The organism is Streptomyces sp. 351MFTsu5.1 (genome assembly GCF_000383655.1).
In the GTDB taxonomy this organism is placed as follows: domain Bacteria; phylum Actinomycetota; class Actinomycetes; order Streptomycetales; family Streptomycetaceae; genus Streptomyces; species Streptomyces griseorubiginosus.
Genome location: NZ_KB911781.1, coordinates 323,319 through 347,296 on the forward strand (window position 1 = coordinate 323,319; position 23,978 = coordinate 347,296).

The following is a 23,978-nucleotide window of genomic DNA, read 5'->3' on the forward strand; positions in this document are numbered from 1 at the left end:
CGATCGCCGCGAAAGGGCACAAGCCGGCTATGCGTCCCCCGAATCCTCCGTATCCGCCGCCGCACCCGCCCCCGTCCGAGCGTTCCGCCGAACTGCGGCGGCGGTTCGCCGAACAGGCACGGTCCGAGCGGCCGGACCTGTCCGCGCTGTGCCTGCTGGTGGCGGCGCAGGCGGACGGGACCCTCGACGAAGCCGGGATCGACGCGGCCGAGATCGAACTCGACGAGCTGGCCGGGCGGTTGCCGTTCAGGCCGGGTGGACCGCGATCGTGGGCGGTGGCGCTGCGGGAGCTGCTCGGGGACCGGTGCGGGTTCCGCGGCTCCGCGGCGGACTACCAGCGCCTGGAGTCCTCGCTGCTGCACGAGGTGCTGCGGCGGCGCAGGGGGCTGCCGATCCTGCTGTCCGTGGTGTGGATGGAGGTGGCCCGGCGGGCGGGGGCGCCGGTGTACGGGGTGGCTCTGCCGGGGCACTTCGTGGTGGGGTTCGGGCCGCCGGAGGAGCAGGTGCTGGCGGATCCCTTCGACGGCGGGCGGGTGCTGGCGGGTTCCGACGCCGAGGTGCTGGTGGCGGGGGCGACGGGGGCTTCGCTGGACCCGTCGATGCTGCGGCCGGCGGATCCGCTGGAGGTGGTGCAGCGGATCCTGAACAACGTGCGGGTCTGGGCCACGGCTCGGCCGGAGCGGTCGGACGTGGGGCTGTGGGCCGTGGAGTTGGCGTTGCTGCTGCCCTCGCATCCGGCGCGACTGCGGTACGAGCGGGCGCAGTTGCTGGTGCAGCGGGGGGACTTCGTCGAGGGGGCCGGGGAGTTGGAGGCGTATGCGGGGGTGGTGGCGGCGGTGGATGAGGTAGCGGCGGATCGTCTGCGACAGCAGGCGCAGGCCGCGCGGGCGAGGTTGAACTAAGGCCGTCGTAGCGTCTACAGGTCCGTGGTGGCTGGTCGCGCAGTTCCCCGCGCCCCCGGGTGGGTCACAGCCAGCCCTTCTCTCTTGCGATGCGAACTGCCTCGGCCCTGTTTCTCACCGCCAGCTTCTGGATCGCCGTCGACAGGTAGTTGCGGACCGTGCCCTGGGAGAGGTGGAGTTCCTTGGCCAGTTCCGCGTTGGTGGAGCCGTCCGCCGCTGCCCGGAGGACCTCTCGCTCCCGGTCCGTCAGCGGGTTCGCGCCCTCCGCGAGGGCCGCTGCCGCGAGGGTGGGGTCGATGACCCGCTCTCCCGCCAGCACCTTCCGTACCGCTTCCGCGAGTTGGGCCGCGGGGGCGTCCTTGACCAGGAAGGCGTCGGCGCCCGACTCCATCGCGCTGCGGAGGTAGCCGGGGCGGCCGAAGGTCGTGAGGATGACCAGCTTGACCGCCGGGAGTTCCTTGTGGAGCTGGGCCGCCGCCTCGATGCCGGTGGCGCCGGGCATCTCGATATCCATGAGGGCCACGTCGATGTCGTGGGCGCGGGCCGCCGCCAGGACCTCGTCGCCGCGGGCCACTTGGGCGACGACCTCGATGTCGTCCTCCAGGCCGAGCAGTGCGGCCAGCGCCTCGCGGACCATCGACTGGTCCTCGGCGAGCAGGACCTTGATCGTGCGGCTCGTCATGGGGCGGATCCTACGTCGGCCGCGGCACCGGCGGGCACACGGGCGACCAGCCGGAAGCCGTGCCGGGTGCCGGTGGCCTCCAGGGTGCCGCCGGCCTTCTCCAGGCGTTCGGTGAGGCCGGTGAGGCCGTTGCCGTGCCCCTTGCCGGAGCCGTTGGATCCATCGTCCTCTACGGAGAGTTCGAGCATCGGTCCGTCGAGGGTCTGGCGGCGCAGCAGCTCGACCGTGCAGCGCCGGGCCCCGCTGTGCCGTACGACGTTGGTGATCGCCTCGCGCAGGGCCCAGGCAAGGGCCGCCTCGCTGTCCTCGGGGACGCCGGTGAGGTCCGGTTCGGCGGGGATCCCCGCGGTGACTCCGGCGGCCGTCAACGCGACCTGCGCACCGGCGAGTTCCGCGGCCAGACGGGGGCGCCGGTAGCCGGTGACCGCCTCGCGGACGTCCACCAGGGCCTGGCGGCTGACCTGTTCGATGTCGGCGACCTGCTGGGCGGCCTTGTCGGGGTGGGCAGGGAGCATCCGGCCGGCCAGCTCGCTCTTGAGAGTGATGAGGGACAGGGAGTGACCGAGCAGGTCGTGAAGGTCCCTGGCCAGACGCAGCCGCTCCTCGTTGGCGGCGAGCTGCGCGACCCGTGCCCTCGCCTCGCGCAACTCTATGGTCGTGCGGATGAGTTCACGCACCCCCGTCATCGCGAAGCCGCCCAGCAGGGCCGGGATGAGCAGGGCGCCGATGTAGTCGGTGCCGTCGGCGACGACCAGGGCCAGGCCCGCCATGACGGCGGACACGGCCGGGATCGTCAGGCGGGCGAGCCGCAGCGGCAGGGCCGCGCCGGACGCGATGGAGACGTACACGAAGAGGACGAGCCACTCGCGGCCCAGGGTGAGGACGAGGACGGTCGACTCCGCGGACAGGACCGCGAGTGAACCGAGCACGAACTCCGGGGCGTTGCGGCGGCCGGTCCGGAACAGCAGGGCCAGGTACCAGGCGACGAAGCCCGCGAGGCCGAGCCAGCCGAGGACGACAGCCATGACGCTGTGGCCGCCGTGCACCAGGTCCGAGACGGGCGCGCTCAGATAGACCAGCCAGATGCCCGTCCACAGCATCTTGACCATCAACTGCTTGCGGGTCTCCGGGCGCTTCCCGATGCCCACGCCGGTGCCGCTCACGCCTTCAACGTGTCCTTCCGGTACAGCCAGGCCGCGCCGCCCGCGAACAGGGCGAACGAGACGACCAGGATGGCGATGTCCTGTGCGTGCGGGGCGCGACTCTGTTCGATGGCCTGCCCGAGGGCAGCGTACGCGTGCGTGGGCAGCCATTTGGCGATGTCCTGGAGCCACTGCGGGAACGTCGTCGTCGGCATCCACAGGCCGCCCAGGATCGACAGGCCGAAGTAGGTGATCATCGTGATGGGCCGGACCGCGTCACCGGTGGCGAGGTAGCCGATGGCGACGCCGAGCGCGGCGAAGACCAGGCTGCCGGCCCAGATCGCGCCGGTGAGGGCGAGCCACTGCCAGGCGTCGAGGCGTACGTGCTTCACGGCCGCGGCGACGACGAACACGATCACGATCGAGGGCAGGCTCACCACGGCCGCGCTCGCCGTCTTCGCGAGGACGTAGCCGTGCCCCGGAAGGGTCGTCAGCCGCAACTGCCGTACCCAGCCGCCCTCCCGCTCCTTGGCGATGCGCTCGCTGTTGCCCATCAGGACGGCGGTCAGGGCGCCGAAGGAGGCCATGGAGACCATCATGTAGGTCGGCAGGGTCAGACCCGTGCCGTCGACCTTGCTGGTGCTGTCGGCGTTGCCCGCGATGATCAGGAAGAGCAGCGACGGGTACATCACCGAGAAGAACAGGAACTTCCGGTTGCGCAGGGCGCGGGTGAGTTCCAGCTTGATCAGGCCCCGCGAAGCAAAGGTGTTCATGACTGCTTGGCCTCCTCGGCGGCGGTGATGGCGACGAAGGCCTGCTCCAGACCGAGCCCGGCGACTTCGAGATTGCGGGGGTAGAGGCCGAGGCCGTAGAGGGCGTGGACGGTCGCGTCGGCGTCGGTGGACTGGATGCGGACGGTCTGGCCGGAAATGTCTATGACGCTCAGGAACGGCAGGTTCCGCAGCGGCGCCTCCTCGATGACGCCCTCCAGGTCGAAGGCGATCCTGCGGGCCCCCGCCTTCGCCTTGATCTCGGCCGCGGTGCCGTCGGCCAGCAGACGGCCCCGATGCAGGACCAGCACCCGGTCGGCGATGGCGTCGGCCTCTTCGAGGTAGTGGGTGGCGAAGAGGACCGTACGGCCCTGGTCGGCCTGTTCACGCATGGTGGCCCAGAAGGCCTGCCGGGTGGTGACGTCCATGCCGGTGGTCGGCTCGTCCAGGACGATCAGGTCGCTGTCGCCGGCGGTCGCGAGGGCGAAGCGGACCCGCTGGGCCTGCCCGCCGGAGAGCTTGTTGACCTTGCGGTCGGCGATCTGGGCGACACCGGCGCGGGCGAGGACGTCGTTCGGCTTGTACGGCTTCGGGTGCAGGTCGCAAGCGAGCCGGACCAGCTCCGCGACCGTGACCTCGTCCATCAGGCCGCCGCTCTGGAGCATCGCGCCCACCCGGCCTGCGACGATCGCCTCACGCGGGGTGGTGCCGAAGAGACGGACGCTGCCGCCGTCGGGCTGCTTGAGGCCGAGCAGCAGATCGAGGGTGGTGGACTTGCCGGCGCCGTTGGGGCCCAGCAGCGCCACGGTCTCCCCCGGCCGCAGGGTCAGGGTCAGTCCGTCCACGGCGCGTATCTCGCCGTACGCCTTGCTCACCTGGTCGAAGGCGACCACCGGGGCTGTCGTTGTCATACGGCCATGGTGGCGCCGCGGGTGCGGTGGCGCGCAGTGTCGGCCGTCCGGAGTGCCGCATGACAGATGTCATGCCGGGCGGCACTCCGGGGCGGTCTCCGCTGTTGCGTGCGGGCTCAGCTCGGGTTCGTGTCGATGACCACGACGCGCTGTGCCGCCGTCTTGCCGCGCAGCGCCTTGCCCAGTGCGGAGGCGACGTCCTGCGGCAGGACGTCGCGCTTGCCGCTGGCGCCGTTGATCTGCACGCCGGCGAAGGTGGCGCCGTACGCCTCCTTGAGCGCTTCGAGGTTGTACGTCTCCACGAGCTTGCCGCCGACGGCCTTGAACCCGAGGATCTTCGGCAGGGACACCGCACCGAAGTCGATGCTGTGCGTCGAGTCGGTCTTGATCGTGACGAGTCCGGACATCGCGGGCTCCGCGAACTCCTTCATCATCCGGTCGACCTCGGCATTGGACACCGACGGCTGCTTGGTGGTCGTCGGGAGCGTGACCGTGCCGGACGTGCCGGTCTCCACCTGGGTGCGGTACGCCTGCTCGACCGCGGCGGTCGACCTGGCGACGTCGATGCCCTTGCCGGGCTTGCCGTAGACGGCGACGGCCTTGCCGTTCTTGAACTTGATCGTGCCGTCGGTGGTCGAGCCGGCGCCGCCCGAGGCGTTCTCCAGGGCCGCCTGGAGCTTCTCCTCGTCCACCGGCATGACCGGGTCGACGATCCGGTGGTTGCCGAAGAGGGAGCCGATGACCGAGACGGGGTTGTAGTCGCTCTTCGCGGCCGCGGCGACCGTGGCCTGGTCGTCGAGCTGGAGGCCCGCCTGGTCCGGCTTGAGCGCGATGGTCCTGCCGTCGACCGAGAGCTTCAGGGGAGCGTCGACCGACTTGCCGAGGGAGTCGTCGAGCTTCTTGACGGCGTCGTCGCGGGTGCCGCCGCCGATGTCGACGCCGAGCACGGTGGTGCCCTTGGGGACGTCGGAACGGTTCATCAGCAGACCGGCTCCGTAGGCGCCGACCCCGAGGAGGACCACGGTGCCGCCGACCATCGCGAGCTTGCTGCGGCCCTTCTTTTTCTTCTTCTTCGACGAGGCCGCGGTGTTCTGCGAGGCGCTGTCGGGTGCCTTCGGGGCGGTGCGGGTGTCGGCGCCGCCCGGGCCCTGGGTGCCCGGGGGCACGACCGGGATGCCGCTGGTGACGGTGTGTCCGGAGACGTTGTCCGGGGTGCCGTAGCCGGGGGCGCCCGGTCCGGGGGCCGGCTTCTGCGGGGTGAGGATCGCGGTGTCGTCGCTCAGACCGCCACCGGGGCCCATGCCGCCACCGGGGCCCATGCCGGTGCCGGGGGCCGTACCGAGGCCGGGACCGGCGCCGAGGGCCCCGCCGGGGGCGCCGCCGAGCGTGGGAGGGCCACCCGGGCCGCCAGGACCGGCGGGAGCGCCGGGGCGGCCGCCGATGCCGTTGGGGGCGCTGGGGCCGCTGCGGCCACGGGGGCCGCCGGGGCCTCGGGAGCCACCCGGGCCGGCTTGACCGTTGGGAGTGCCCTGGCCGGCAGGGCCGCCCTGACCGCCGAAGCCGTCCGGCCCGGTGAACGACTCGCCGCCGAAGGACTCGGCCCCGGCGAAGGGGTCCGGTCCGGCAGGCGGTACGACCGGGCCGTCACCGGTGACCGGGCCACCCGTGGGGCCCGCGGGGCCCTGGGGTCCGCCCGGGCCGGCGGGGCCCTCCGGTCCGCCGAAGCCGCCGCCGTAGTCGATCCGGCCGCCCTGGCCGCCGTAGTCGATGCCGCCGTTCTGACCGCCCGGGCCGGCGGGGCCGCCCTGTCCGCCCTGGCCGCTCTGGCCGCCGAAGCCGCCCTGCCCGTTCAGGGCGTCCTGGCCGGCCTGGCCGCCGTAGCCGCCCTGGCCGTTCGCGCCGTTCGGTCCGGCAGCGGTGCCGTTGCCGTTCTCCGCGAAGTACGGGAGGTCGTCGCGGCGGGGTTCCTGGCCGCGCTGGCCGGGGCCCAGCGGGCCCGCGTTGAGGGCCTCAGTGACGTCGAAGGAGCCGGTGCCGCCGCCGTGGCCGGGGGCCACCGGGCCGCCGGTCGCGCCCGGGAGCCCGGCGCCGTTCGTACCGCCGGAGCGCGAGCCGCTCGGCACGCTCATGGAGCCGACCACACCACCGGGCCGGCCACCGGAGCGCGCACCGCCCGCACCCGGGCCGCCGTGGCGGGGCCCGGACGCACCGGCACCACTGGGCCCACCGGCACCCGCAGCCGCGCCCGGCGCTCCGGGCGCACCCGCACCCGAACCGCCCGGCAGACCGGCCCCGTTGGTCCCGCCGCCGCCCGGACCGCCCTTGGCGGGGCCGGACTTGCGGGGCGCGAACCAGTCGCTCGCCTTCTCCTCGGCGGGCGGAGCGGGTTCGGCGGGGAGTTCGACGGTGCCCGTGGTCGAGGAGGAACTCGGCGCCGGCGCCTCGGTCTCCGCACCTCGGTCGACGGGGCTGTCCGTCTCACCAACGGGCTGGCGCACGACGACCGGCGGAATCGGCCGCGACCCCGGGATGTTGATCCGGATCCGGGTCGTCAGCGTGGTCTCGGTCTTGCGCTCCTCCGGCTGCGCGCCCGAACGGCCCGCGTCCGGACCGCCGTCGGACACCTGGGGCGTCCCGTACGGCGGCGTACCCGAGGGGTAGGCGGCTCCGCCGCGCCCGTTGGGCCCGGAGGACGGACTGTCAGTTTCACGACTCAAGGCAGGTTCTCCTGGTTGGCTCCGCCGCCCGTTTCGACCTCACTGCTTCGGGCGTCGGCGGCGCGCACCACCATACTGGCCACTTCTGGCCCGTATCCCACGACCGCCGGGGAAACCCACACGGGACTCGCACGCATCCGATGCGGAGAAGTGGTACGTCACTTGCCAAGTCGGACGGGACCGCCGCCCGGTTGCCGCCCCGACCCAAGGGTGGCGCAGATCACAGCAACTGCCATACCGCCGAGCAGGAAGAGGTAGGAGCCGCTTCCTGCGGCGAAGACGAAGTCGCCTTCCGGTCGGCTGGCGGTGAGGAAGATGACGGCGACCATCCAGCCACCGGCGGGCGCGACGGCCCCGGCCCGGCTGTCGGCGGCGCGTGCCCCGCCGAGCAGCAGTCCCGCCTCACCGAGGAGAGCGAGCAGCAGGCCCCAGGGGAACCAGCCGCCCTGCACCAGCGCCCCGGCGAGCCCGACGAGCGCGCCGAGCACGAAGAGGCCGAGGTAGGCGGCGGCCCGGCCGGCCGACGGGCGTTGCAGGGGCTGGGCCAGCATCGACGTCCGGTCGTTCATGACGCGCCCTCGATCCCGGAGAACAGGTCGCTCTCCCTGGTGCCGCCGTGTTCCCCTCTCACCAATTCGTAGTACTCGGTGGTGAAGAGGGGTTGCGCGAGTTCGTTGGAGAGCGCGAAGTACGCCCCCGACACATCGATCTGGGTCGCGTGTGCGGCCATCGCGGCGCTCTTGGCGGCGGCGTACGCGGTGCCGTCGATCTCGGTGGTGATCCGCTCGTCGTCGACCACGCCCGGCACGTCGTCGAGGACGCCGGCCTTGCCGAAGGGGAGCGCGGCCAGGTCGTCCTGGAGGCGGGCGAAGGCCTGCTCGCCGACCGTGCGCGGGACGCGGTTCCAGTAGACCTTCGGGATCTCCCACCCGGCGTCGGCGGCGAGCTCGACGGCTCGCATGGCGACGCGGTGGGCCTGGATGTGGTCGGGGTGGCCGTACCCGCCCTGCTCGTCGTAGGTGACGAGGACCTGGGGGCGGACCTCCAGGATCACCTCGACCAGGTGGGCGGCGGCGGTGTCGACGTCGGCCTGCCAGAAGCAGGCGGGGTCGTCGTTGTCCGGCAGGCCCATCATTCCGGAGTCCTGGTAGCGCCCGGCACCCCCGAGCAGGCGGAAGTCCGCGACGCCGAGCTCACCCATGGCCGCGGTGAGCTCGCCCCGGCGGTGCTCGCCGAGCGCGGCACCGGCCAGGTGACGCAGCCCGGGCGGGATGACCTCGCCGAGCTCGCCGAGGGTGCAGGTGACCAGGGTCACCCGGGCGCCCTCGGCCGCGTACCTGGCCATGGTCGCGCCGTTGTTGATCGACTCGTCGTCCGGGTGCGCGTGCACCAGGAGCAGACGCCGAGCGGGCTGTTCCGTCATGGCCCCAGCCTACGAGGGGCCACCGACAGTCCCGCGCAGCCGGGTCGTCGAGGACGGGTCAGAACTTGATACTGCCGATCATGCCCGCGATGTTCGTCGTCAGCTCGCTGATCGTCGGGGCGATCGAGGAAGCCGCGAGATAGAAGCCGAGCAGGATGCACACGACCGCGTGTCCGCCCTTCAGACCCGACTTCTTGATCAGAAGGAAGACGACGATCGCCAGCAGCACCACCGCCGAAATCGAGAGTGCCACGGCGGCTCACCTCCAAAGATCCCAGGGACGCGGGGGGTCGGACCAGGGGGCAGATAAATCCATACGTCAGCCAGCAGGTTCATACCCACTATGCGGTAGTGATCATAACTATCCGTGGCTGCGCATCGGTCGGCGCACGGCCGCACAAGGGGGCGCATGGCCAATATGGTCGGGTCATGACGACTGAGCCTGACTCCTTTCCCCGCACGCACGCCCGCACCCAGCGCTTCACTCTGGGCGCGCCGCGCGCGTTCACCGTGGCGCCCGACGGGTCTCGTGTCGCCTTCCTTCGCTCCAACTCCGGTACGGACCGGGCCAATTCACTGTGGGTCCTCGACACGGCGGACGGCGGGGAGCGCGTGGCAGCCGACCCGCGCGCCCTCCTGGGCGGCGCGGAGGAGCGTCTGTCGCCCGAGGAGCGGGCCCGGCGCGAGCGCAGCCGCGAGGGCGGCGCGGGAGTGGTCGGCTACGCCACCGACGCGGCCGTCGAGTTGGCCTCTTTCGCCTTGTCAGGGCGGCTTTTCACGGCGGAGCTGCGGGCCGGCACGGCACGTGAACTGCCCGTGCCGGGACCGGTGATCGACCCCCGACCGGCGCCCGACGGGCGGCACATCGCGTACGTCGCGCGGGGCGCCCTGCGGGTCGTGGGCGCCGAGGGCGAGGGCGACCGGGTGCTCGCCGGGCCCGAGTCGAATCAAGTCACCTACGGCCTGGCGGAGTTCGTCGCGGCCGAGGAGATGGGCCGCACCCGGGGCTTCTGGTGGTCGCCGGAGTCGGACCGACTGCTGGTCGCACGGGTGGACGACACGCCGGTGCGGCGCTGGTGGATCTCCGATCCGGCCCACCCCGAGCGTGATCCACAACACGTCCCGTACCCGGCGGCGGGCACCCCCAACGCGGACGTACGGCTGTTCGTGACCGACCTGGGCGGGGCGCGCACGGAGGTCTCCTGGGACCGTGCGAGGTATCCGTATCTGGCCCATGTGCACTGGTCAGCGGCGGGTGCTCCACTGCTGCTCGTACAGGCGCGCGACCAGCGCAGTCAGCTGTATCTGGCGGTCGACCCGGAGTCCGGCGCGACCCGGATGGTGCACGCGGACGAAGATCCGATTTGGCTTGATCTTTTCCCTGGCGTGCCCTGCTGGAGTCCCTCGGGGCAGCTCGTGCGGATCGCCGACGAGGGGGGCGCACGGGTCCTCGCGGTCGGCGAACGGCCGCTCACCGGGCCTCAGTTGCACGTCCGCGCGGTGCTGGACGTAACCGCGGACGACGTGCTGGTCTCGGCCTCGGCCGGCACTCGCGCCGAGTCACCGGAGACCGGCGAGGTGCACGTCTATCGGGTGAACGAGCTCGGAGTGGAGCGCTTGTCGCAGGAGCCCGGCGTGCATTCGGCGGTGCGCGCCGGGGGCGTGACCGTGCTGGTGTCCGCGAGCCTCGACCGGCCGGGCACCCGGGCGCGGGTGCTGCGCGACGGCAAGGAGACGGCGACTGTCACGTCGTATGCGGAAAATCCCGGTTTGACCCCGCGCGTGACCCTCGTCGAGGGGGGCGCACGCAGGATTCCGTGCGCCGTGCTTATGCCGCAGGACTACGCCGGAGACAGCCCCCTTCCGGTTTTGCTGGACCCGTACGGGGGTCCGCACGGTCAGCGGGTGGTCGCCGCGCACAATCCCCACCTCACCTCGCAGTGGTTCGCCGACCAGGGCTTCGCGGTCGTCGTGGCCGACGGCCGGGGCACCCCGGGCCGCTCCCCCGCCTGGGAGAAGGCCGTCCGGGACGACCTTGCGGCCGTGGTCCTCCAGGACCAGGTCGACGCCCTCCAGGCGCTCGCCGGGGACTTCCCGCTCGACCTGGACCGGGTCGCGATCCGCGGCTGGTCCTTCGGCGGCTATCTGGCGGCCCTCGCGGCACTGCGCCGCCCCGACGTCTTCCACGCGGCGGTGGTCGGCGCCCCGGTCACCGATCTGCGCCTCTACGACACCCACTACCAGGAGCGGTACCTCGGCCACCCGGACGAGCAGCCCGAGGTCTACCGGCGCAACTCCCTGGTCGACGACGAGGGCCTGGTCGACGCGGTGGGGCCGCACCGCCCGATGATGATCATCCATGGCCTCGCGGACGACAACGTGGTGGTCGCCCACTCCCTGCGGCTCTCCTCGGCCCTGCTCGCCGCCGGCCGCCCGCACGAGGTGCTGCCGCTGTCCGGGGTGACCCACATGACCCCGCAGGAGACGGTCGCCGAGAACCTGCTGTTGCTTCAGCTGGACTTCCTGAAGCGGTCGTTGGGCCTGGTGTAGGCACGGCAACGGGCCGGGGCGACATGGCGCGCCCCGGCCCGTTTACGGCACCCGCACGGCCGTACGTTCTTCAGCCTGACGTGTCCGTATATCGAGATCGGGTCGGTGAAGTTGCCTCCGTGTTACTCCGGCTCCCCGGGCGGCACGGCCCCGCCCGGCGCGGAGTTGCTGACGGACAGGGTCTCGGCGAAGTGGCAGGCCGAGTCATGGGCGGCCGGTCCGCTGGTGTGCCGGAACTCCGCCGGGACCGCCAGGGCCGGCACCTCCAGGGCGCAGCGCTCCTGTGCCTTCCAGCAGCGGGTGCGGAAGCGGCAGCCGGACGGGATGTTCGTCGGGGACGGGACATCGCCCGCCAGGATGATCCGCTCGCGGTGCTCACGGGCCTCCGGGTCGGGCACCGGCACCGCGGACAGCAGCGCCTGGGTGTAGGGGTGCGTGGGATGGTCGTAGATCTCGGCGTCCTTGCCGATCTCCACGATCCGCCCGAGGTACATCACCCCGACCCGGTCCGAGATGTGCCGGACGATCGACAGGTCGTGCGCGATGAAGAGGTACGACAGCTCGAAGTCGCTCTGGAGCCGGTCGAGGAGGTTGATCACCTGGGCCTGGACGGAGACGTCGAGGGCGGAGACCGGTTCGTCGGCGACGATGACCTCGGGGCGCAGGGCCAGTCCGCGCGCGATGCCGATGCGCTGGCGCTGGCCGCCGGAGAACTGGTGCGGATAGCGGTTGATGTACTCGGGGTTGAGGCCGACGACGTCCAGCAGGTCCTGGACCCTCTTGCGGCGGTCGCCCTTGGGGGCCACCTCGGGGTGGATGTCGTACGGCTCCCCGATGATGTCGCCGACCGTCATCCGGGGGTTGAGCGAGGTGTAGGGGTCCTGGAAGACCATCTGGATGTTGCGGCGGACCGACTTGAGGGCCTTGCCGGACAGCTTGGTGATGTCCTCGCCCTTGTACTTGATCAACCCCTGCGTCGGTCGCTCCAGATTGACCAGCATCTTGGCGACGGTGGACTTGCCGCAGCCGGACTCTCCCACGATGCCGAGGGTCTCGCCCTTGCCGAGCGTGAAGTCCACCCCGTCGACCGCCTTGACGGCACCCACCTGTCTCTTGAACAGGACGCCCTGGGTCAACGGGTAGTGCTTGACCAGTCCACCCACTTCCAGGATCGGCTCAACCATGGAGGCACTCCGTCCAGAAGTGGCAGGCACTGGTCCGCCTGCCGTCCATGCCGTCCATGCCGTCGGCACCGTCCACTTCGTACAGGGGTGGTACATCCGTCCGGCAGACGTCCCGGGCCATCGGGCAGCGGGGGTTGAACGCGCACCCCGGAGGGATGTTCATCAAGTTGGGCGGCAGTCCCTTGATCGCGTACAGCTCCTGGCCCTTCTGGTCGAGACGGGGGATGGAGTCGAGGAGACCGCGCGTGTAGGGGTGGGCGGGGGCCTTGTAGATGTCGTGGACGGGCGCCTGCTCGACGATCCGGCCCGCGTACATGACGGCGATCCGGTCGGCGACGTCCGCGACGACACCGAGGTCGTGGGTGATGAGGATGAGGCCCATGTGGTACTCGCGCTGGAGCTCGGCGAGCAGGTCCATCACCTGGGCCTGGACGGTGACGTCCAGGGCGGTGGTCGGCTCGTCGGCGATGATCAGCGCGGGCTCCAGGGCGAGGGCCATCGCGATCATGATGCGTTGGCGCATGCCGCCGGAGAACTGGTGCGGGTAGTCCTTGACGCGCTCCTTGGCCGCGGGGATCCGCACGTGGTCCATCAGCTCGACGGCCTTCGCGCGGGCGTCCTTCTTCGACATCCCCCGGTGCACGACGAACATCTCGCCGAGCTGGTCGCCGACGGAGAGCACCGGGTTCAGGGAGGAGAGCGCGTCCTGGAAGATCATCGCCATCTCGGCGCCGCGGATCCTGCGCCGCTCGTCCTCCTTGAGCGTGAGCAGGTCCTGGCCCTGGAAGACGATCTCCCCGCCGGTGACCTTTCCGGGCGGTGTGTCGAGGATCCCCATGATCGCCTGCGCGGTCACCGACTTCCCCGACCCGGACTCCCCCAGCACGGCGAGGGTCTCCCCCGCGTCCACCGCGTAGTCGACCCCGTTGACGGCCTTGGCGACCCCGTCCCTGGTCCTGAACTCCACATGAAGATCACGCACTTCGAGCAGCACGACAACTCACCTCGGCTTCGGCGGGAACGTGAGGGGCCCCGCGGGGCGGAGAAACGGGTGATGGGACGGGGGGGTAGGTGCAGTGCGGGGGCCGACAACGCCGTAGCCCTCGAGGCCCACCCGGCGGCGTGGCACGCGACGACATCCCTGACCTCTCCGACCCGTACCGCGGCCGCGACACGGGCGCCGACCGAACCCCCCACCCGCCCGCGAGGCACGACCGCGCAGCACGCCCCACGCCACCTCCGCTCACCTCAGCTTCGGGTCGAGGGCGTCGCGGACCGCGTCGCCGAGCATGATGAAGGCGAGGACGGTGATCGCCAGGGCCCCGGCCGGCCACAGGAGCATGTGCGGGGCGTTGCGGATGTACGCGGAGGCGGCGGAGATGTCGATGCCCCAGCTGACCGTGGGCGGCTTCAGGCCCACGCCGAGGTAGGACAGCGTGGCCTCCAGCGAGATGTACGTGCCGAGCGCGATGGTCGCCACGACGATCACCGGGGCCACCGCGTTCGGGGTGATGTGCCGCAGCAGGAGCCGGGAGTTGGAGGCGCCCAGCGCCCTGGCCGCCTGGACGTAGTCGTTCTGCTTGGCCGTGATGACCGAGCCGCGCGCGATGCGGGAGATCTGCGGCCAGCCCAGCAGCACCATGAAGCCGATCACCGGCCACACCGTGCTGCTGGTGACCACCGACAGCAGGACCAGGCCGCCGAGGACCACCGGGATCGCGAAGAAGATGTCGGTGAGGCGGGACAGGAGCGAGTCCCAGGCCCCCCCGAAGAAGCCCGCGAGGCCGCCGAGGACCGAGCCGAGCAGAGCCACCCCGAGCGTGGCGCACACGCCGACCGTCACCGACGTACGGGCGCCGTACACCGTGCGCGTGTAGACGTCGCAGCCCTGGCCGTCGAAGCCGAAGGGATGGCCCGGCTGGGAGCCCTCCTGGGCCTTGGAGAGGTCGCACTTGAGGGGGTTCCCGGACGCGATCAGCGACGGCCACAGGGAGATGACGACCAGGAAGAGGATCACCAGGCCGGAGATGATGAAGACGGGGTTGCGGCGCAGGTCGCGCCAGGCGTCGGACCAGAGGGAGCGCGGCTTGCCCGAAGGGCCCGAGCCGTCCGGGCGGCCCCCCTCCAGGGTGGTCGCCTCGCTCACCGCGAGGTCCATCGCCCCGCCCATACCGGTCCCTGCGATCGCTCCCTCTGGTTGCTGGGGCTCAGGCATAGCGGATCCTGGGGTCGAGGACGGCGTACAGCAGGTCGACGAGCAGGTTGGCCACCAGGAACACCAGGACGAGGACGGTCACGAAGCCGACCACGGTCTGGGTGTTCTGGCGCAGGATGCCCTGGTAGAGCTGGTAGCCGACGCCGTGGATGTTGAAGATGCGCTCGGTGACGATCGCGCCGCCCATCAGGGCCCCGATGTCGGTGCCGATGAAGGTGACCACGGGGATGAGCGAGTTGCGCAGCAGGTGCCGCACGATGACGCGCTGTCTGGGCAGGCCCTTCGCCACGGCCGTGCGGACGTAGTCGGAGCGGCGGTTCTCGGCGATCGAGGTGCGGGTCAGCCGGGTCACGTACGCCAGGGACACGGAGGCGAGGACCAGGCCCGGCACGATCAGCTCGCCGAAGGTGGCGTCCGTGGACACCGACGGTTTGATCCAGCCCCACTCGACACCGAGCAGCAGCTGGAGCAGCAGGCCGGTGACGAAGGTGGGGACGGAGATCACGACGAGGGTGAGCAGGAGGACCGAGGTGTCGACCGGTCGCCCGCGCTTGAGGCCGGTGACGACACCGAGGGTGATGCCGATGACGATCTCGAAGAGGATCGCGACGATCGTCAGCCGGATGGTCACGGGGAACGCCGACGCCATCAGCTCGGTGACCTTCTGGCCGTTGAACGCGGTGCCGAAGTCGCCGGTGAAGACGTGCCCCATGTAGGTCAGGTACTGCTGCCAGACCGGCTTGTCGAGGCCGAACTCCTTCTTGAGCTGGGCGGACGTCGCCGCGTCGCACTGCTTGTCGCCGCACAGGCCCGCGATGGGGTCGCCCATCACGTTCACCATGAGGAAGATCAGCAGGGTCGACCCGATGAACACCGGGATCATCTGGAGCAGACGCCGGACGACGTACCGTCCCATGGCGGGCTCAGCCGACCTTGATCTCGTTGTAGACCGGGACGCTGAACGGGTTGAGCTTCACGTTGGAGAGCCGCTCGGAGTAGCCCGCGCTGCCGTTCTGGTACCAGAGCGGGATGGCGGCCATGTTGTCCCGTACGACGCCCTCCGCCTCCTGGAACTTCTCGACGGCCTTGGCCGTGTCGGTCTCGGCGTTGGCCTCGTTGACGAGCTTGTCGAAGTCCTTGTTGGACCACTTGCCGTCGTTGGAGGAGGCGTTGGTGTAGTAGAGCGGCTGGAGGAAGTTCTGGATGAGCGGGTAGTCCATCTGCCAGCCCGCCCGGAAGGGGCCGCTCATCTTCTTCGCGGTGATCTGGCTGCGGAAGTCGGCGAAGGTGCCGACCGGGTTGCCGACGCAGGCCTTGTCGTTGCCGAGCGCGTTGTTGATGGAGTTGCAGACCGCGTCGACCCACTCCTTGTGGGAGCCGGTGTCCGCGTTGTACGTGATCTTGACCTGGCCGCCGGGGAGCCCGCCGCCCTCCTGGATGAGCTTCTTGGCCGCGGCGGGGTCGTAGTCGCAGGCGTCCCCGCACAGGCCTTCCTTGAAGCCGCCCTCCTTGCCGAGGACCGGGGAGGTCCAGTCGGTGGCGGGGGTACGGGTCTTCTGGAAGATGGTCTGGGTGATCTGGTCGCGGTTGATGGCCCGGGACAGTCCGGTGCGGACCTTCTCCATGCCGGCCTTGTTCCAGTTCTTGTCGTAGAACGGGAAGGCGAGGGTCTGGATGATGCCGGCGGGAGTGTTGATGTAGCGGTCGCCGAGGTCGCTCTTGACGTTCTTGAGCTGGGCGGCGGGGACGTCGTCGACCAGGTCGAGGTTGCCGGCCATCAGGTCGGTGTAGGCGGTGTTGTTGTCGGTGTAGACCTTGAGGGTCACGCCGCCGTTCTGGGCCTTGTCGGGGCCCTTGTAGCCGTCCCACTTCTTCAGGGCCATCTGGGAGCCCCTGGTGTACGAGTCGATGGTGTACGGCCCGTTGCCGACCGGCTTCTTCAGCCAGCCCGCGTGGTCGGTGAAGAAGGCCTGCGGGAGCGGGGCGTAGGCGGGGTAGCCGAGGGTGTCGGGGAAGGTCGAGAACTTCTGGTTGAGCTTGACGGTGAAGGTGTTGGTGCCGGTGACCTTCAGGCCGGAGAGGGTGTCGGCGGTCTGCTTGCTGCCGTCCTCCGGGTGCGTCTTGTCGTAGCCGTCGATGTAGCCGAAGAAGTAGGCGTTCTTCTGGTTGTTCTTGAGGGAGGCCCCGTAGTTCCAGGCGTCCACGAAGGACTTGGCGGTGACCTTCTCGCCGTTGCTGAAGGTCCAGCCGTCCTTGACGGTGATGGTGAAGTTCTGCGAGTCGCTCGTGTCGATCTTCTCGGCGAGCATGTCCTCGGCCTTGCCCGTCTCCGGGTTGTACTTCTTCAGGCTGCGGAAGATCATGTCGAGGACCTTGCCGCCCTGCACCTCGTTGGTGTTGGCCGGCTCCAGCGGGTTCTGCGGGTCGCCCCAGGAGGAGCTGAGCACCGCGCCGCCGTCACTGCTGCCGCTGCCGCCGCCGCTGTCCCCGCCCCCACAGGCCGTCGCCGCGAGCGCTACCACCGCCGCGCATGCGGCCCATTTGGCGTGCGTGCCTCCACGCATGGAGTGCCTCCTCAAGATGATCCGTTACCGGCCAATATCGGATCATGAACGACATTTCGCACGCCTGAGTAGGCCTTTGGGGGTGGGGCGGCGGATCCGGGACCGCGGGGAGAGGGAGGAGACGGTGCGTCAGAGGGCCGGTATCACCCGGGCACTGGGGATGTTGGCGCCTACGCGGGGCGTGCACGGCATGGCTGGGTGCCGCCGGGGCAACGCGTCGAGCGGACCAGGCAGGGGGCGCGAGGTCGGCGTACCGGGATGCCCGAACACCACGCGGCGACCGGCCCGATCACGCCCAGGCCGAGATCCGAACGGTCGGGCTGCCAGGCGGGGTGGCGCCACAAGTCGGGGCGGCCCGCGCACTGCCTCCACCCGCTCAGTCCGGGACGCCTATCAGAGCCTCGCCACTCGCCACGACGCCTGCCGTGCCTCACCCGCACTGCCCCGCGCCCGTCGGCAGCCCCGGCCGGAACGCCCGTCGGCCCAAGCACCGCCCAGCCACCGTGACCGTCCCCTCCCCCGCCGCCCCGATCGGCACAGCCCACCAGCTCATCGCACACGCCGACGGCCGGGGACGGAGGTGGTGTCTCCGTCCCCGGCCGTGGGGTCGTACCGGGATGTCCCGGCCGCGTCAGTCCTTCGTCTGCACCGCGTCGGACTCCGCCGCGTCCTCCAGGGCGATCAGCGCCGGGTCCATCACGACGTCCTCGTCACGGGCCTCGGTCGTCGGGTCCTCCGGGAAGTGGCAGGCCGTGAGGTGGCCGGCCTTGTTGCCGGAGATCTGGACCAGCGGCGGCTCGTCCGTGGCGCACTTGTCCTGCGCCTTCCAGCACCGCGTGCGGAAGCGGCAGCCGGACGGCGGCAGGATCGGCGAGGGCACGTCACCGGAGAGCCGGATCCGCTCCCGGCTCGCACCCGTGCCGTCGATGTCGACCTCCGGCACCGCGGACAGCAGGGCGTGCGTGTACGGGTGCCGCGGACCGTTGTAGATCGACTCCCGGTCGCCGACCTCGACCACCTTGCCGAGGTACATGACCGCGACGCGCTGCGAGAAGTGCCGTACGACGGCCAGGTCGTGGGCGATGAACAGGAACGCGATGCCCAGCTCGTCCTGGACCTTCTTCAGCAGGTTGACGACCTGCGCCTGGATCGACACGTCCAGCGCGGAGACCGGCTCGTCCGCCACGATCAGCTTCGGCTGGAGGGCCAGCGCGCGGGCCACGCCGATGCGCTGGCGCTGACCGCCGGAGAACTCGTGCGGGAAGCGGTTGTAGTGCTCGGGGTTGAGGCCGACCAGCTCGAGGAGCTCGCGGACCTTCTTCTCCTGGCCGCCCTCCGGCTCGATCCCGTTGACCTCCATCGGCGACTTGATGATCGAGCCGACGGTCTGCCGCGGGTTCAGCGAGGAGTACGGGTCCTGGAAGATCATCTGGATCTCGGACCGCACCGGCGCCAGCTGGCGGCGCGAGGCGTGCGTGATGTCCTGACCGGCGTACGTGATCTTGCCGGCGGTGGGCTCCAGGAGCCGGGTGATCAGCCGGCCCGTCGTCGACTTGCCGCAGCCGGACTCGCCGACCAGGCCGACGCTCTCGCCGGCGCCGACCGTCAGGTCGACCCCGTCGACGGCCTGCACGGCGCCGACCTTGCGTTTGATGGGGAAGCCGCCGTAGATCGGGAAGTGCTTCGTCAGGCCCTCGACCTTGAGGAGTGGCTCGGTCGAGGTGCCGGCGGAACCCTGCTGGGCGGGGAGGGTGAGGTTGTCGCTCATGTCTCGGATCTCCCTAGCGCAGCCGGGGCTGGATCTTGTCGATGAAGATGGTCTGCTTCTGCTCGGCCGTCAGGTGGCACGCGGAGGCGCGCCCCTCGCCCAGCGGCGGACGGGAGTCGGTGCACAGCGTGCCCGGCACCTCGTCCGTGAAGGCGCACCGCGGGTGGAACGGGCAGCCGGAGGGCGGGTTGAGCAGCGAGGGCGGCGAGCCGGGGATCGGCTCCAGCGCCTCGTTGATGTCGCCGTCCAGGCGGGGCATCGAACTCAGCAGGCCCCAGGTGTAGGGGTGCTTGGGCGCGCCCAGGACCTCCCGGACGGAACCCCGCTCGACGGCCCGGCCGGCGTACATCACCAGCAGGTCGTCGGCCATGTTGGAGATGACGCCGAGGTCGTGCGTGATGAAGATGATCGCGGAGCCGAACTCCTGCTGGAGGTCCTTGAGCAGGTCCAGGATCTGCGCCTGCACGGTGACGTCCAGCGCGGTGGTCGGCTCGTCGGCGATCAGCAGCTCGGGGTCGCACATCAGCGCCATGGCGATCATCGCGCGCTGGCGCATACCGCCGGAGAACTGGTGCGGGTAGTCGTCGAAGCGCGCCTTGGGCTGCGGGATGCCGACCTTCTCCAGCAGCTGGATGGCCCGGTCCTTGGCTTCCTTCTTGGAGGCGCCGCGGTGCTTCATGAACGGCTCGGACAGCTGGCGGCCCACCGTGTAGAACGGCGACAGCGCGGTCAGCGGGTCCTGGAAGATCATCGCCATCTTGTTGCCGCGGAGCTGCTCCAGCTCCCGCTCGTTGGCGGTGACGAGTTCCTTGCCGTCGAGGACGATCTCGCCGTCGACGGTGCTGGTGCGGGGGTTGTGCAGGCCCAGGATCGTCAGGTTGGTGACGGACTTCCCGGAGCCGGACTCGCCGACGATGCCCAGGGTCTTGCCGCGCTCGACGTCGAAGGAGAGGCCGTCGACCGCCTTGACGATGCCGTCCTCGGTGGAGAACTGCACCTTCAGATCACGCACCGAGAGGAAGCTCTCCGGACCGGTCGGGGCCGGCGCGTCCTCGGTCTTGGTCAGTGTGGTCACGGTGGTTCGTTCTTCCTAGGAGAGCCGGACGCGCGGGTCGATGTAGGCGTACGCGATGTCGGTGAGGATGTTGACGATCAGGATGAAGAAGGCACCGAACAGCATGACGCCCATGGTGAGCGGCAGGTCCTTGTGGACCGCGCCGTCCACGGCGAGACGGCCGATCCCCTGGAGCGAGAAGGTCAGCTCCGTGACCACGGCGCCGCCGAGCATCGAGCTGATGTCGATGCCGAGGACGGTGACGATCGGGATCATCGAGCCGCGCCAGGCGTAGCGGAAGAACACGTACTTGTTCGACATGCCCTTGGCGCGCGCGGTGCGGACGTGCTCCTCGGCGAGCTGCTCGATCATCGAGGAGCGGGCCATACGCGTGTACTGGGCGGTGAAGATGGTGGACATCACCAGCACCGGCAGCAGCAGGCCGGTGAACCACTTCCACGGGTCGTCGGTGATCGGGTGGTAGGCCGGGTTGTCCATCCAGCCCGTGCTGTAGACGAAGATCAGCAGGACGATCGGGCCGAGCACGTAGATCTGGAACGAGCTGAGCACCATGGAGACACTGGTGGCGACCTTGTCGACCATGGTGCCGCGCCGGTAGGCGGCGATCATGCCGGCGCCGATGCCGACGATGACGAAGACGACCGCACCGCCGACAGTGAGCGTGAGGGTCGTCGGGAAGCGGTCCATGATCGTGGACCAGACCATGTCGCCCGAGTAGAACGACTGGCCGAGGCAGGGCGCGCTGCAGTGTCCGGTCGGGAAGTCACGGCCCATGACGATGCCGGACATGAAGTCCCAGAACTGCTGGTGGATCGGCAGGTTGAGGCCGAGCGCCTGACGGATGTCCTCGAGTCTCGCGGGCGAGCAGTCCTTGCCACAGGCCAGTGAGGCGTAGTCGGAGGGCGCTGCGACGAACAGGAAGAACGTGGCGGCGCCGATGAGGATCAAGGTGACGAGGGCACCGACTGTGCGCCGGATGATGAACTGAAACATGGCGGGAGGGCTGCTCTCTGCGGAGACGGTGGGAGTTTTCACGGAGGTGCGGGGGTGCGCTCCGCCTGGTGCGCACCCCCGCGTTCAGCCGTAGAGAGTTACGACTTCACGTAGAGGCGGGTGATGTCGATGAGGCTGGACACCGAGCCGTAGCGGGCACCGCCGATGTTCGAACCGGAGAGCTGGAACTGCTTGGTGTACCAGAGCGGGGCGGCCGGGAGGACCTTCTCCAGCAGGTAGTGCTGGGCTTCCTTCCAGGTCGCGGCAGCGGCGGTCGGGTCCTGGGTCAGAGCCTTCTTGATCAGCTCGTCGACCTTCGGGTCCTTGACGTGCGAGTAGTTCGAGGAACCGTCGGCGACCTGGGTGCCGTCGTAGATGGGCGTGATCACCGTGGCCGCGGACGGCCAGTCCTGGCCCCAACCCGTGATGTACAGGTCGTACGGGTTGTTGAGCTTGCCGATCTGCTCGTAGTAGCTCGCGGAGTCGACCTCCTTGGACACCACGTTGAAGCCGACCTTGGTCAGGGCGTCCTCGATGGCGACCTTGCGCTTCTGGCCGGCCTCGCTGTTGGAGTAGGCGAAGACGACCTTCTTCTCGGCGGCCGGGACACCCTTGAGGATCTCCTTGGCCTTCGCGATGTTGCCCTGCGGCATCTTCAGACGGCCGTACGGGTCGTAGGTCGCCTCGTAGCCCGGCAGGGTCGGGGCGAAGTAGTTCGGCGCCACGTCGCCGCCGTAGGCACCGCCCTCACCGGCGATGAGCGACTTGGAGTTGACCGCGTAGGTGATGGCCTGGCGGACCTTGAGGTCCTTGACGCGGTCCAGGTTGAAGGTCAGCTGCATGACGTAGGGCTGGTAGCCCTTGACCGTGCGCTTGCTGACGGCCGCGTTGCCGATGACGTCCTGGATCTGCGTGGCCTCGACGCCGCCGGTGAGCTGGATGGCGTTCTTGTCCTCGCCCTGGTCGGCGATCAGACGCTTGGTCTGGGTCGACTCGGTGATGCCGAACTGGAAGTCGAAGCCGTTCGCGTACTGGTGACGGACCGAGTCGGTCTTCGCGTCCCAGTTGGTGTTCTTCGCGAGGACGAGTTCCTTGCCGACCTTGTTGGAGACGATCTTGTACGGGCCCGTGGCGACCGGGGCCTTGTCGTACTTCTCCTTGGTGTCGCCCTTGGCCGGGACGACGGCGTAGCCGGCCATGGCCAGGGTCTGCGGCAGGTCCGGGCGCGCGGTGTCGAAGTGGAAGACCACCGTCTTGTCGTCCGGGGTGGCCAGCACGCTGTCCGGCAGGTGCTTGCCGTCGAAGCCGCCGTTCGGCAGGGCCTTGCGGTAGTCCGCGCCGCTCAGCCAGGTCTGCAGGTAGGTCGGGCCGTCGAAGATGAACTTCGCGTACTGGCGCTCGACGGTGTGACGGATGTCGGCGGACGTGATGGCGTTGCCGTTCTGGTCCTTGACGCCGTCCTTCAGCGTGAAGGTCCAGGTCTTACCGCCGTCCGAGGCCTTGCCGGAGTCGGTGGCGAGGTCGCCGACGACCGAGACGTTGCCCTTGTCGTCCTCCTTGAACTGCGTCAGACGACGGAAGAGCAGGTTCGCGACCTGGCCCGCGTCGGAGACGTAGATCTGGCCCGGGTCCAGGTGCGAGAGGCCCGCCTCCTGGTACACGTTGATCGTGCCGCCGGGCTTGGCGCCCGGAACCTCGGCAGCCGGACCCGTCGAGCCCGCGGCGTCGGCGTAGGTGACCGCCTTCGACTGGACGGAGGCCTCCTTCTGGTCCTTCTTCGAGTCGGCGCCGGAGCCACCGCCATCGTTCTTGGAGCAGGCCGTGAGAGCCAGGGAACCGGCCGCGAGGGCGACGACGATTGCACGCGCTCTGCGCGAGCTGATGGGCTTCATGAGGCGATTACCTACCTGTCGGTTGTTATCCATGAGTACTGCCTGACGCGGCTGGTAGGCCGACGCGGGGGCGGCAGTCACCCCCCACCAATGGACGAGTTACCGCCCGGACTTGGGGTCGAAAGCGTCCCGGACCGAGTCTCCGAGGAGGTTGAAGGCCAGAACGAAGATCACCAGCGCCAGGCCGGGGAAGAAGAGGAACGCCGGGTCCTGCTCGGTGTAGTTGGCAGCGGCGGCGAACAGTCGTCCCCAGTCCGGAGTCGGCTCGACGAACCCGACACCGGCGAACGAGAGGAAGGCGATGGTGAGGATGGTGCTGGGCAGCTGGAACGTGAACTGCACCAGGATCGGCGTCACCACGTTCGGCAGGATCTCCTTGCGGACGATCCGCCACGGGGAGGCGCCGGAGACCTTGGCGGCCTCGACGAACTCCCGCTCACGCAGGGACAGCACGGTCGAGCGGACCAGACGCGCCATACCCATCCAGCCCAGCAGCCACAGCACGATCAGCATCGCCAGTGCGCGGAAGTACGTGGGGGTTGCCTCCCGCGGGTCGACGAAGAACGCGGTGACCACGGGCATGAAGGCGATGAAGAACAGCTGCTGGGGGAAGGACAGGAAGAAGTCGGTGACCCGGCCGATCCAGTAGTCCGTGCGGCCGCCGAAGTAGCCGCCGATGAGGCCGATGATGACACCGGTGGCCATCAGCAGGACCGTCACACCGAGAGCCATGAAGAGCGACGTCCGCATGCCGTACACGAGCATGGCGAACAGGTCACGGCCGTACTGCGGCTCCACACCGAACCAGTGCGAGCCCGAGACGCCGCCGAAGTAGCCGAGCGGCAGACCGAACTGGTCCAGGATCGGCTTGTCGGCGTAGGTCGGGTCCTGGCCGTACAGCGTGTACGGGTCGGTCCCGCTGAGCTTGGTCAGCAGGGGCGCGGCCAGCGAGACCACGAAGTACAAAATCACTACCACGGCGCAGACGACACCGGTACGGTCACGCTTGAAGCGCTGCCACATCAACTGGCCGGGAGAACGACCCTCGAGCTTCTGCTCGGCCTTGACAGGCTCGGCGTTCGACTCGAGCTCGGGGTCCAAGGCGACTGGACTGGTCATGTGTGTACTTCCCCCGGGGGGTTGGAGAGTTGAGCGCAGCACAGATACCGGCAGGTTCTGTGGTTTGGGGG

20 protein-coding genes are annotated in these 23,978 nt (G+C 69.9%); 2 read left to right on the forward strand and 18 right to left on the reverse strand.

What is annotated here, in order from left to right; translation table 11 throughout:
• The first annotated feature begins 29 nt into the window (after positions 1-29).
• Positions 30-902 (forward strand): transglutaminase-like domain-containing protein, encoded by an 873-nt coding sequence (locus H295_RS0118290; RefSeq protein ID WP_028809489.1) that lies wholly within the window; start codon positions 30-32, stop codon positions 900-902.
• A 64-nt stretch (positions 903-966) separates the two neighbouring features.
• Here the strand turns inward: H295_RS0118290 and H295_RS0118295 are convergent, their stop codons facing one another.
• The 8 genes from H295_RS0118295 to H295_RS0118330 form a co-directional block, all read right to left on the reverse strand.
• Entirely contained in the window at positions 967-1,584 is a 618-nt protein-coding gene (locus H295_RS0118295; RefSeq protein ID WP_020136782.1) for a response regulator transcription factor, read from the reverse strand.
• Complete coding sequence (locus H295_RS0118300; RefSeq protein ID WP_020136783.1) at positions 1,581-2,747, reverse strand: sensor histidine kinase; 1,167 nt, start codon at positions 2,745-2,747, stop codon at positions 1,581-1,583. Before H295_RS0118300 ends, H295_RS0118295 begins: the two co-directional genes overlap by 4 nt.
• Complete coding sequence (locus H295_RS0118305) at positions 2,744-3,499, reverse strand: ABC transporter permease (RefSeq protein WP_020136784.1); 756 nt, start codon at positions 3,497-3,499, stop codon at positions 2,744-2,746. Before H295_RS0118305 ends, H295_RS0118300 begins: the two co-directional genes overlap by 4 nt.
• Positions 3,496-4,407, reverse strand: a complete 912-nt coding sequence (locus tag H295_RS0118310; protein WP_043217598.1) for an ABC transporter ATP-binding protein — start codon at positions 4,405-4,407, stop codon at positions 3,496-3,498. The genes H295_RS0118305 and H295_RS0118310 overlap by 4 nt, the downstream gene beginning before the upstream one ends.
• Positions 4,408-4,523: 116 nt before the next feature.
• A complete protein-coding gene (locus H295_RS0118315) occupies positions 4,524-7,124 on the reverse strand; it encodes a membrane protein (RefSeq protein WP_043217600.1) in 2,601 nt (866 codons plus the stop codon).
• A 158-nt stretch (positions 7,125-7,282) separates the two neighbouring features.
• On the reverse strand, positions 7,283-7,693 hold the full coding sequence (locus H295_RS0118320) for a DUF6113 family protein (protein WP_020136787.1): 411 nt from the start codon (positions 7,691-7,693) through the stop codon (positions 7,283-7,285).
• Positions 7,690-8,547 carry an N-acetyl-1-D-myo-inositol-2-amino-2-deoxy-alpha-D-glucopyranoside deacetylase gene (gene mshB / locus H295_RS0118325; RefSeq protein ID WP_020136788.1) on the reverse strand — a complete coding sequence of 286 codons (858 nt, stop codon included), beginning with the start codon at positions 8,545-8,547 and terminating at the stop codon, positions 7,690-7,692. Before mshB ends, H295_RS0118320 begins: the two co-directional genes overlap by 4 nt.
• Before the next feature lie 58 nt (positions 8,548-8,605).
• Positions 8,606-8,800, reverse strand: coding sequence for a hypothetical protein (locus tag H295_RS0118330; RefSeq protein WP_020136789.1), 195 nt, complete (start codon positions 8,798-8,800; stop codon positions 8,606-8,608).
• A 176-nt stretch (positions 8,801-8,976) separates the two neighbouring features.
• Here H295_RS0118330 and H295_RS0118335 point away from each other — a divergent pair, with 176 nt between their 5' ends.
• A complete protein-coding gene (locus H295_RS0118335; RefSeq protein WP_020136790.1) occupies positions 8,977-11,097 on the forward strand; it encodes a S9 family peptidase in 2,121 nt (706 codons plus the stop codon).
• Between the two features lie 122 nt (positions 11,098-11,219).
• Here the strand turns inward: H295_RS0118335 and H295_RS0118340 are convergent, their stop codons facing one another.
• The 10 genes from H295_RS0118340 to H295_RS0118385 form a co-directional block, all read right to left on the reverse strand.
• Positions 11,220-12,281, reverse strand: a complete 1,062-nt coding sequence (locus H295_RS0118340) for an ABC transporter ATP-binding protein (protein WP_020136791.1) — start codon at positions 12,279-12,281, stop codon at positions 11,220-11,222.
• Positions 12,274-13,275 (reverse strand): ABC transporter ATP-binding protein, encoded by a 1,002-nt coding sequence (locus tag H295_RS0118345; protein ID WP_020136792.1) that lies wholly within the window; start codon positions 13,273-13,275, stop codon positions 12,274-12,276. The genes H295_RS0118340 and H295_RS0118345 overlap by 8 nt, the downstream gene beginning before the upstream one ends.
• 249 nt (positions 13,276-13,524) lie before the next feature.
• A complete protein-coding gene (locus tag H295_RS0118350) occupies positions 13,525-14,496 on the reverse strand; it encodes an ABC transporter permease (RefSeq protein ID WP_028809490.1) in 972 nt (323 codons plus the stop codon).
• The gene (locus H295_RS0118355; RefSeq protein ID WP_020136794.1) at positions 14,489-15,412 is read right to left on the reverse strand and encodes an ABC transporter permease; all 924 of its coding nucleotides are present in this window, start codon (positions 15,410-15,412) and stop codon (positions 14,489-14,491) included. The genes H295_RS0118350 and H295_RS0118355 overlap by 8 nt, the downstream gene beginning before the upstream one ends.
• Before the next feature lie 7 nt (positions 15,413-15,419).
• Positions 15,420-17,060: a peptide ABC transporter substrate-binding protein gene (locus H295_RS0118360; protein ID WP_028809491.1), complete on the reverse strand. Its 1,641-nt coding sequence runs from the start codon at positions 17,058-17,060 to the stop codon at positions 15,420-15,422.
• A 631-nt stretch (positions 17,061-17,691) separates the two neighbouring features.
• On the reverse strand, positions 17,692-18,828 hold the full coding sequence (locus H295_RS0118365) for an ABC transporter ATP-binding protein (protein ID WP_020136796.1): 1,137 nt from the start codon (positions 18,826-18,828) through the stop codon (positions 17,692-17,694).
• A 13-nt stretch (positions 18,829-18,841) separates the two neighbouring features.
• Positions 18,842-19,903: an ABC transporter ATP-binding protein gene (locus tag H295_RS0118370; protein ID WP_020136797.1), complete on the reverse strand. Its 1,062-nt coding sequence runs from the start codon at positions 19,901-19,903 to the stop codon at positions 18,842-18,844.
• Between the two features lie 15 nt (positions 19,904-19,918).
• Entirely contained in the window at positions 19,919-20,896 is a 978-nt protein-coding gene (locus tag H295_RS0118375; protein ID WP_020136798.1) for an ABC transporter permease, read from the reverse strand.
• Between the two features lie 98 nt (positions 20,897-20,994).
• Positions 20,995-22,788, reverse strand: coding sequence for an ABC transporter substrate-binding protein (locus H295_RS0118380; protein ID WP_020136799.1), 1,794 nt, complete (start codon positions 22,786-22,788; stop codon positions 20,995-20,997).
• A gap of 99 nt (positions 22,789-22,887) precedes the next feature.
• Positions 22,888-23,907: an ABC transporter permease gene (locus H295_RS0118385; protein ID WP_020136800.1), complete on the reverse strand. Its 1,020-nt coding sequence runs from the start codon at positions 23,905-23,907 to the stop codon at positions 22,888-22,890.
• Positions 23,908-23,978: the final 71 nt, after the last annotated feature.

Coding starts and splice junctions, on each gene's coding strand:
- H295_RS0118290 (WP_028809489.1), top strand. CDS start 30: ATGCGTCCCCCGAATCCTCCGTATCCGCCGCCGCACCCGCCCCCGTCC.
- H295_RS0118295 (WP_020136782.1), bottom strand. CDS start 1,584: ATGACGAGCCGCACGATCAAGGTCCTGCTCGCCGAGGACCAGTCGATG.
- H295_RS0118305 (WP_020136784.1), bottom strand. CDS start 3,499: ATGAACACCTTTGCTTCGCGGGGCCTGATCAAGCTGGAACTCACCCGC.
- H295_RS0118310 (WP_043217598.1), bottom strand. CDS start 4,407: ATGACAACGACAGCCCCGGTGGTCGCCTTCGACCAGGTGAGCAAGGCG.
- H295_RS0118320 (WP_020136787.1), bottom strand. CDS start 7,693: ATGAACGACCGGACGTCGATGCTGGCCCAGCCCCTGCAACGCCCGTCG.
- mshB (WP_020136788.1), bottom strand. CDS start 8,547: ATGACGGAACAGCCCGCTCGGCGTCTGCTCCTGGTGCACGCGCACCCG.
- H295_RS0118335 (WP_020136790.1), top strand. CDS start 8,977: ATGACGACTGAGCCTGACTCCTTTCCCCGCACGCACGCCCGCACCCAG.
- H295_RS0118340 (WP_020136791.1), bottom strand. CDS start 12,281: ATGGTTGAGCCGATCCTGGAAGTGGGTGGACTGGTCAAGCACTACCCG.
- H295_RS0118350 (WP_028809490.1), bottom strand. CDS start 14,496: ATGCCTGAGCCCCAGCAACCAGAGGGAGCGATCGCAGGGACCGGTATG.
- H295_RS0118355 (WP_020136794.1), bottom strand. CDS start 15,412: ATGGGACGGTACGTCGTCCGGCGTCTGCTCCAGATGATCCCGGTGTTC.
- H295_RS0118360 (WP_028809491.1), bottom strand. CDS start 17,060: ATGCGTGGAGGCACGCACGCCAAATGGGCCGCATGCGCGGCGGTGGTA.
- H295_RS0118365 (WP_020136796.1), bottom strand. CDS start 18,828: ATGAGCGACAACCTCACCCTCCCCGCCCAGCAGGGTTCCGCCGGCACC.
- H295_RS0118375 (WP_020136798.1), bottom strand. CDS start 20,896: ATGTTTCAGTTCATCATCCGGCGCACAGTCGGTGCCCTCGTCACCTTG.
- H295_RS0118380 (WP_020136799.1), bottom strand. CDS start 22,788: ATGAAGCCCATCAGCTCGCGCAGAGCGCGTGCAATCGTCGTCGCCCTC.
- H295_RS0118385 (WP_020136800.1), bottom strand. CDS start 23,907: ATGACCAGTCCAGTCGCCTTGGACCCCGAGCTCGAGTCGAACGCCGAG.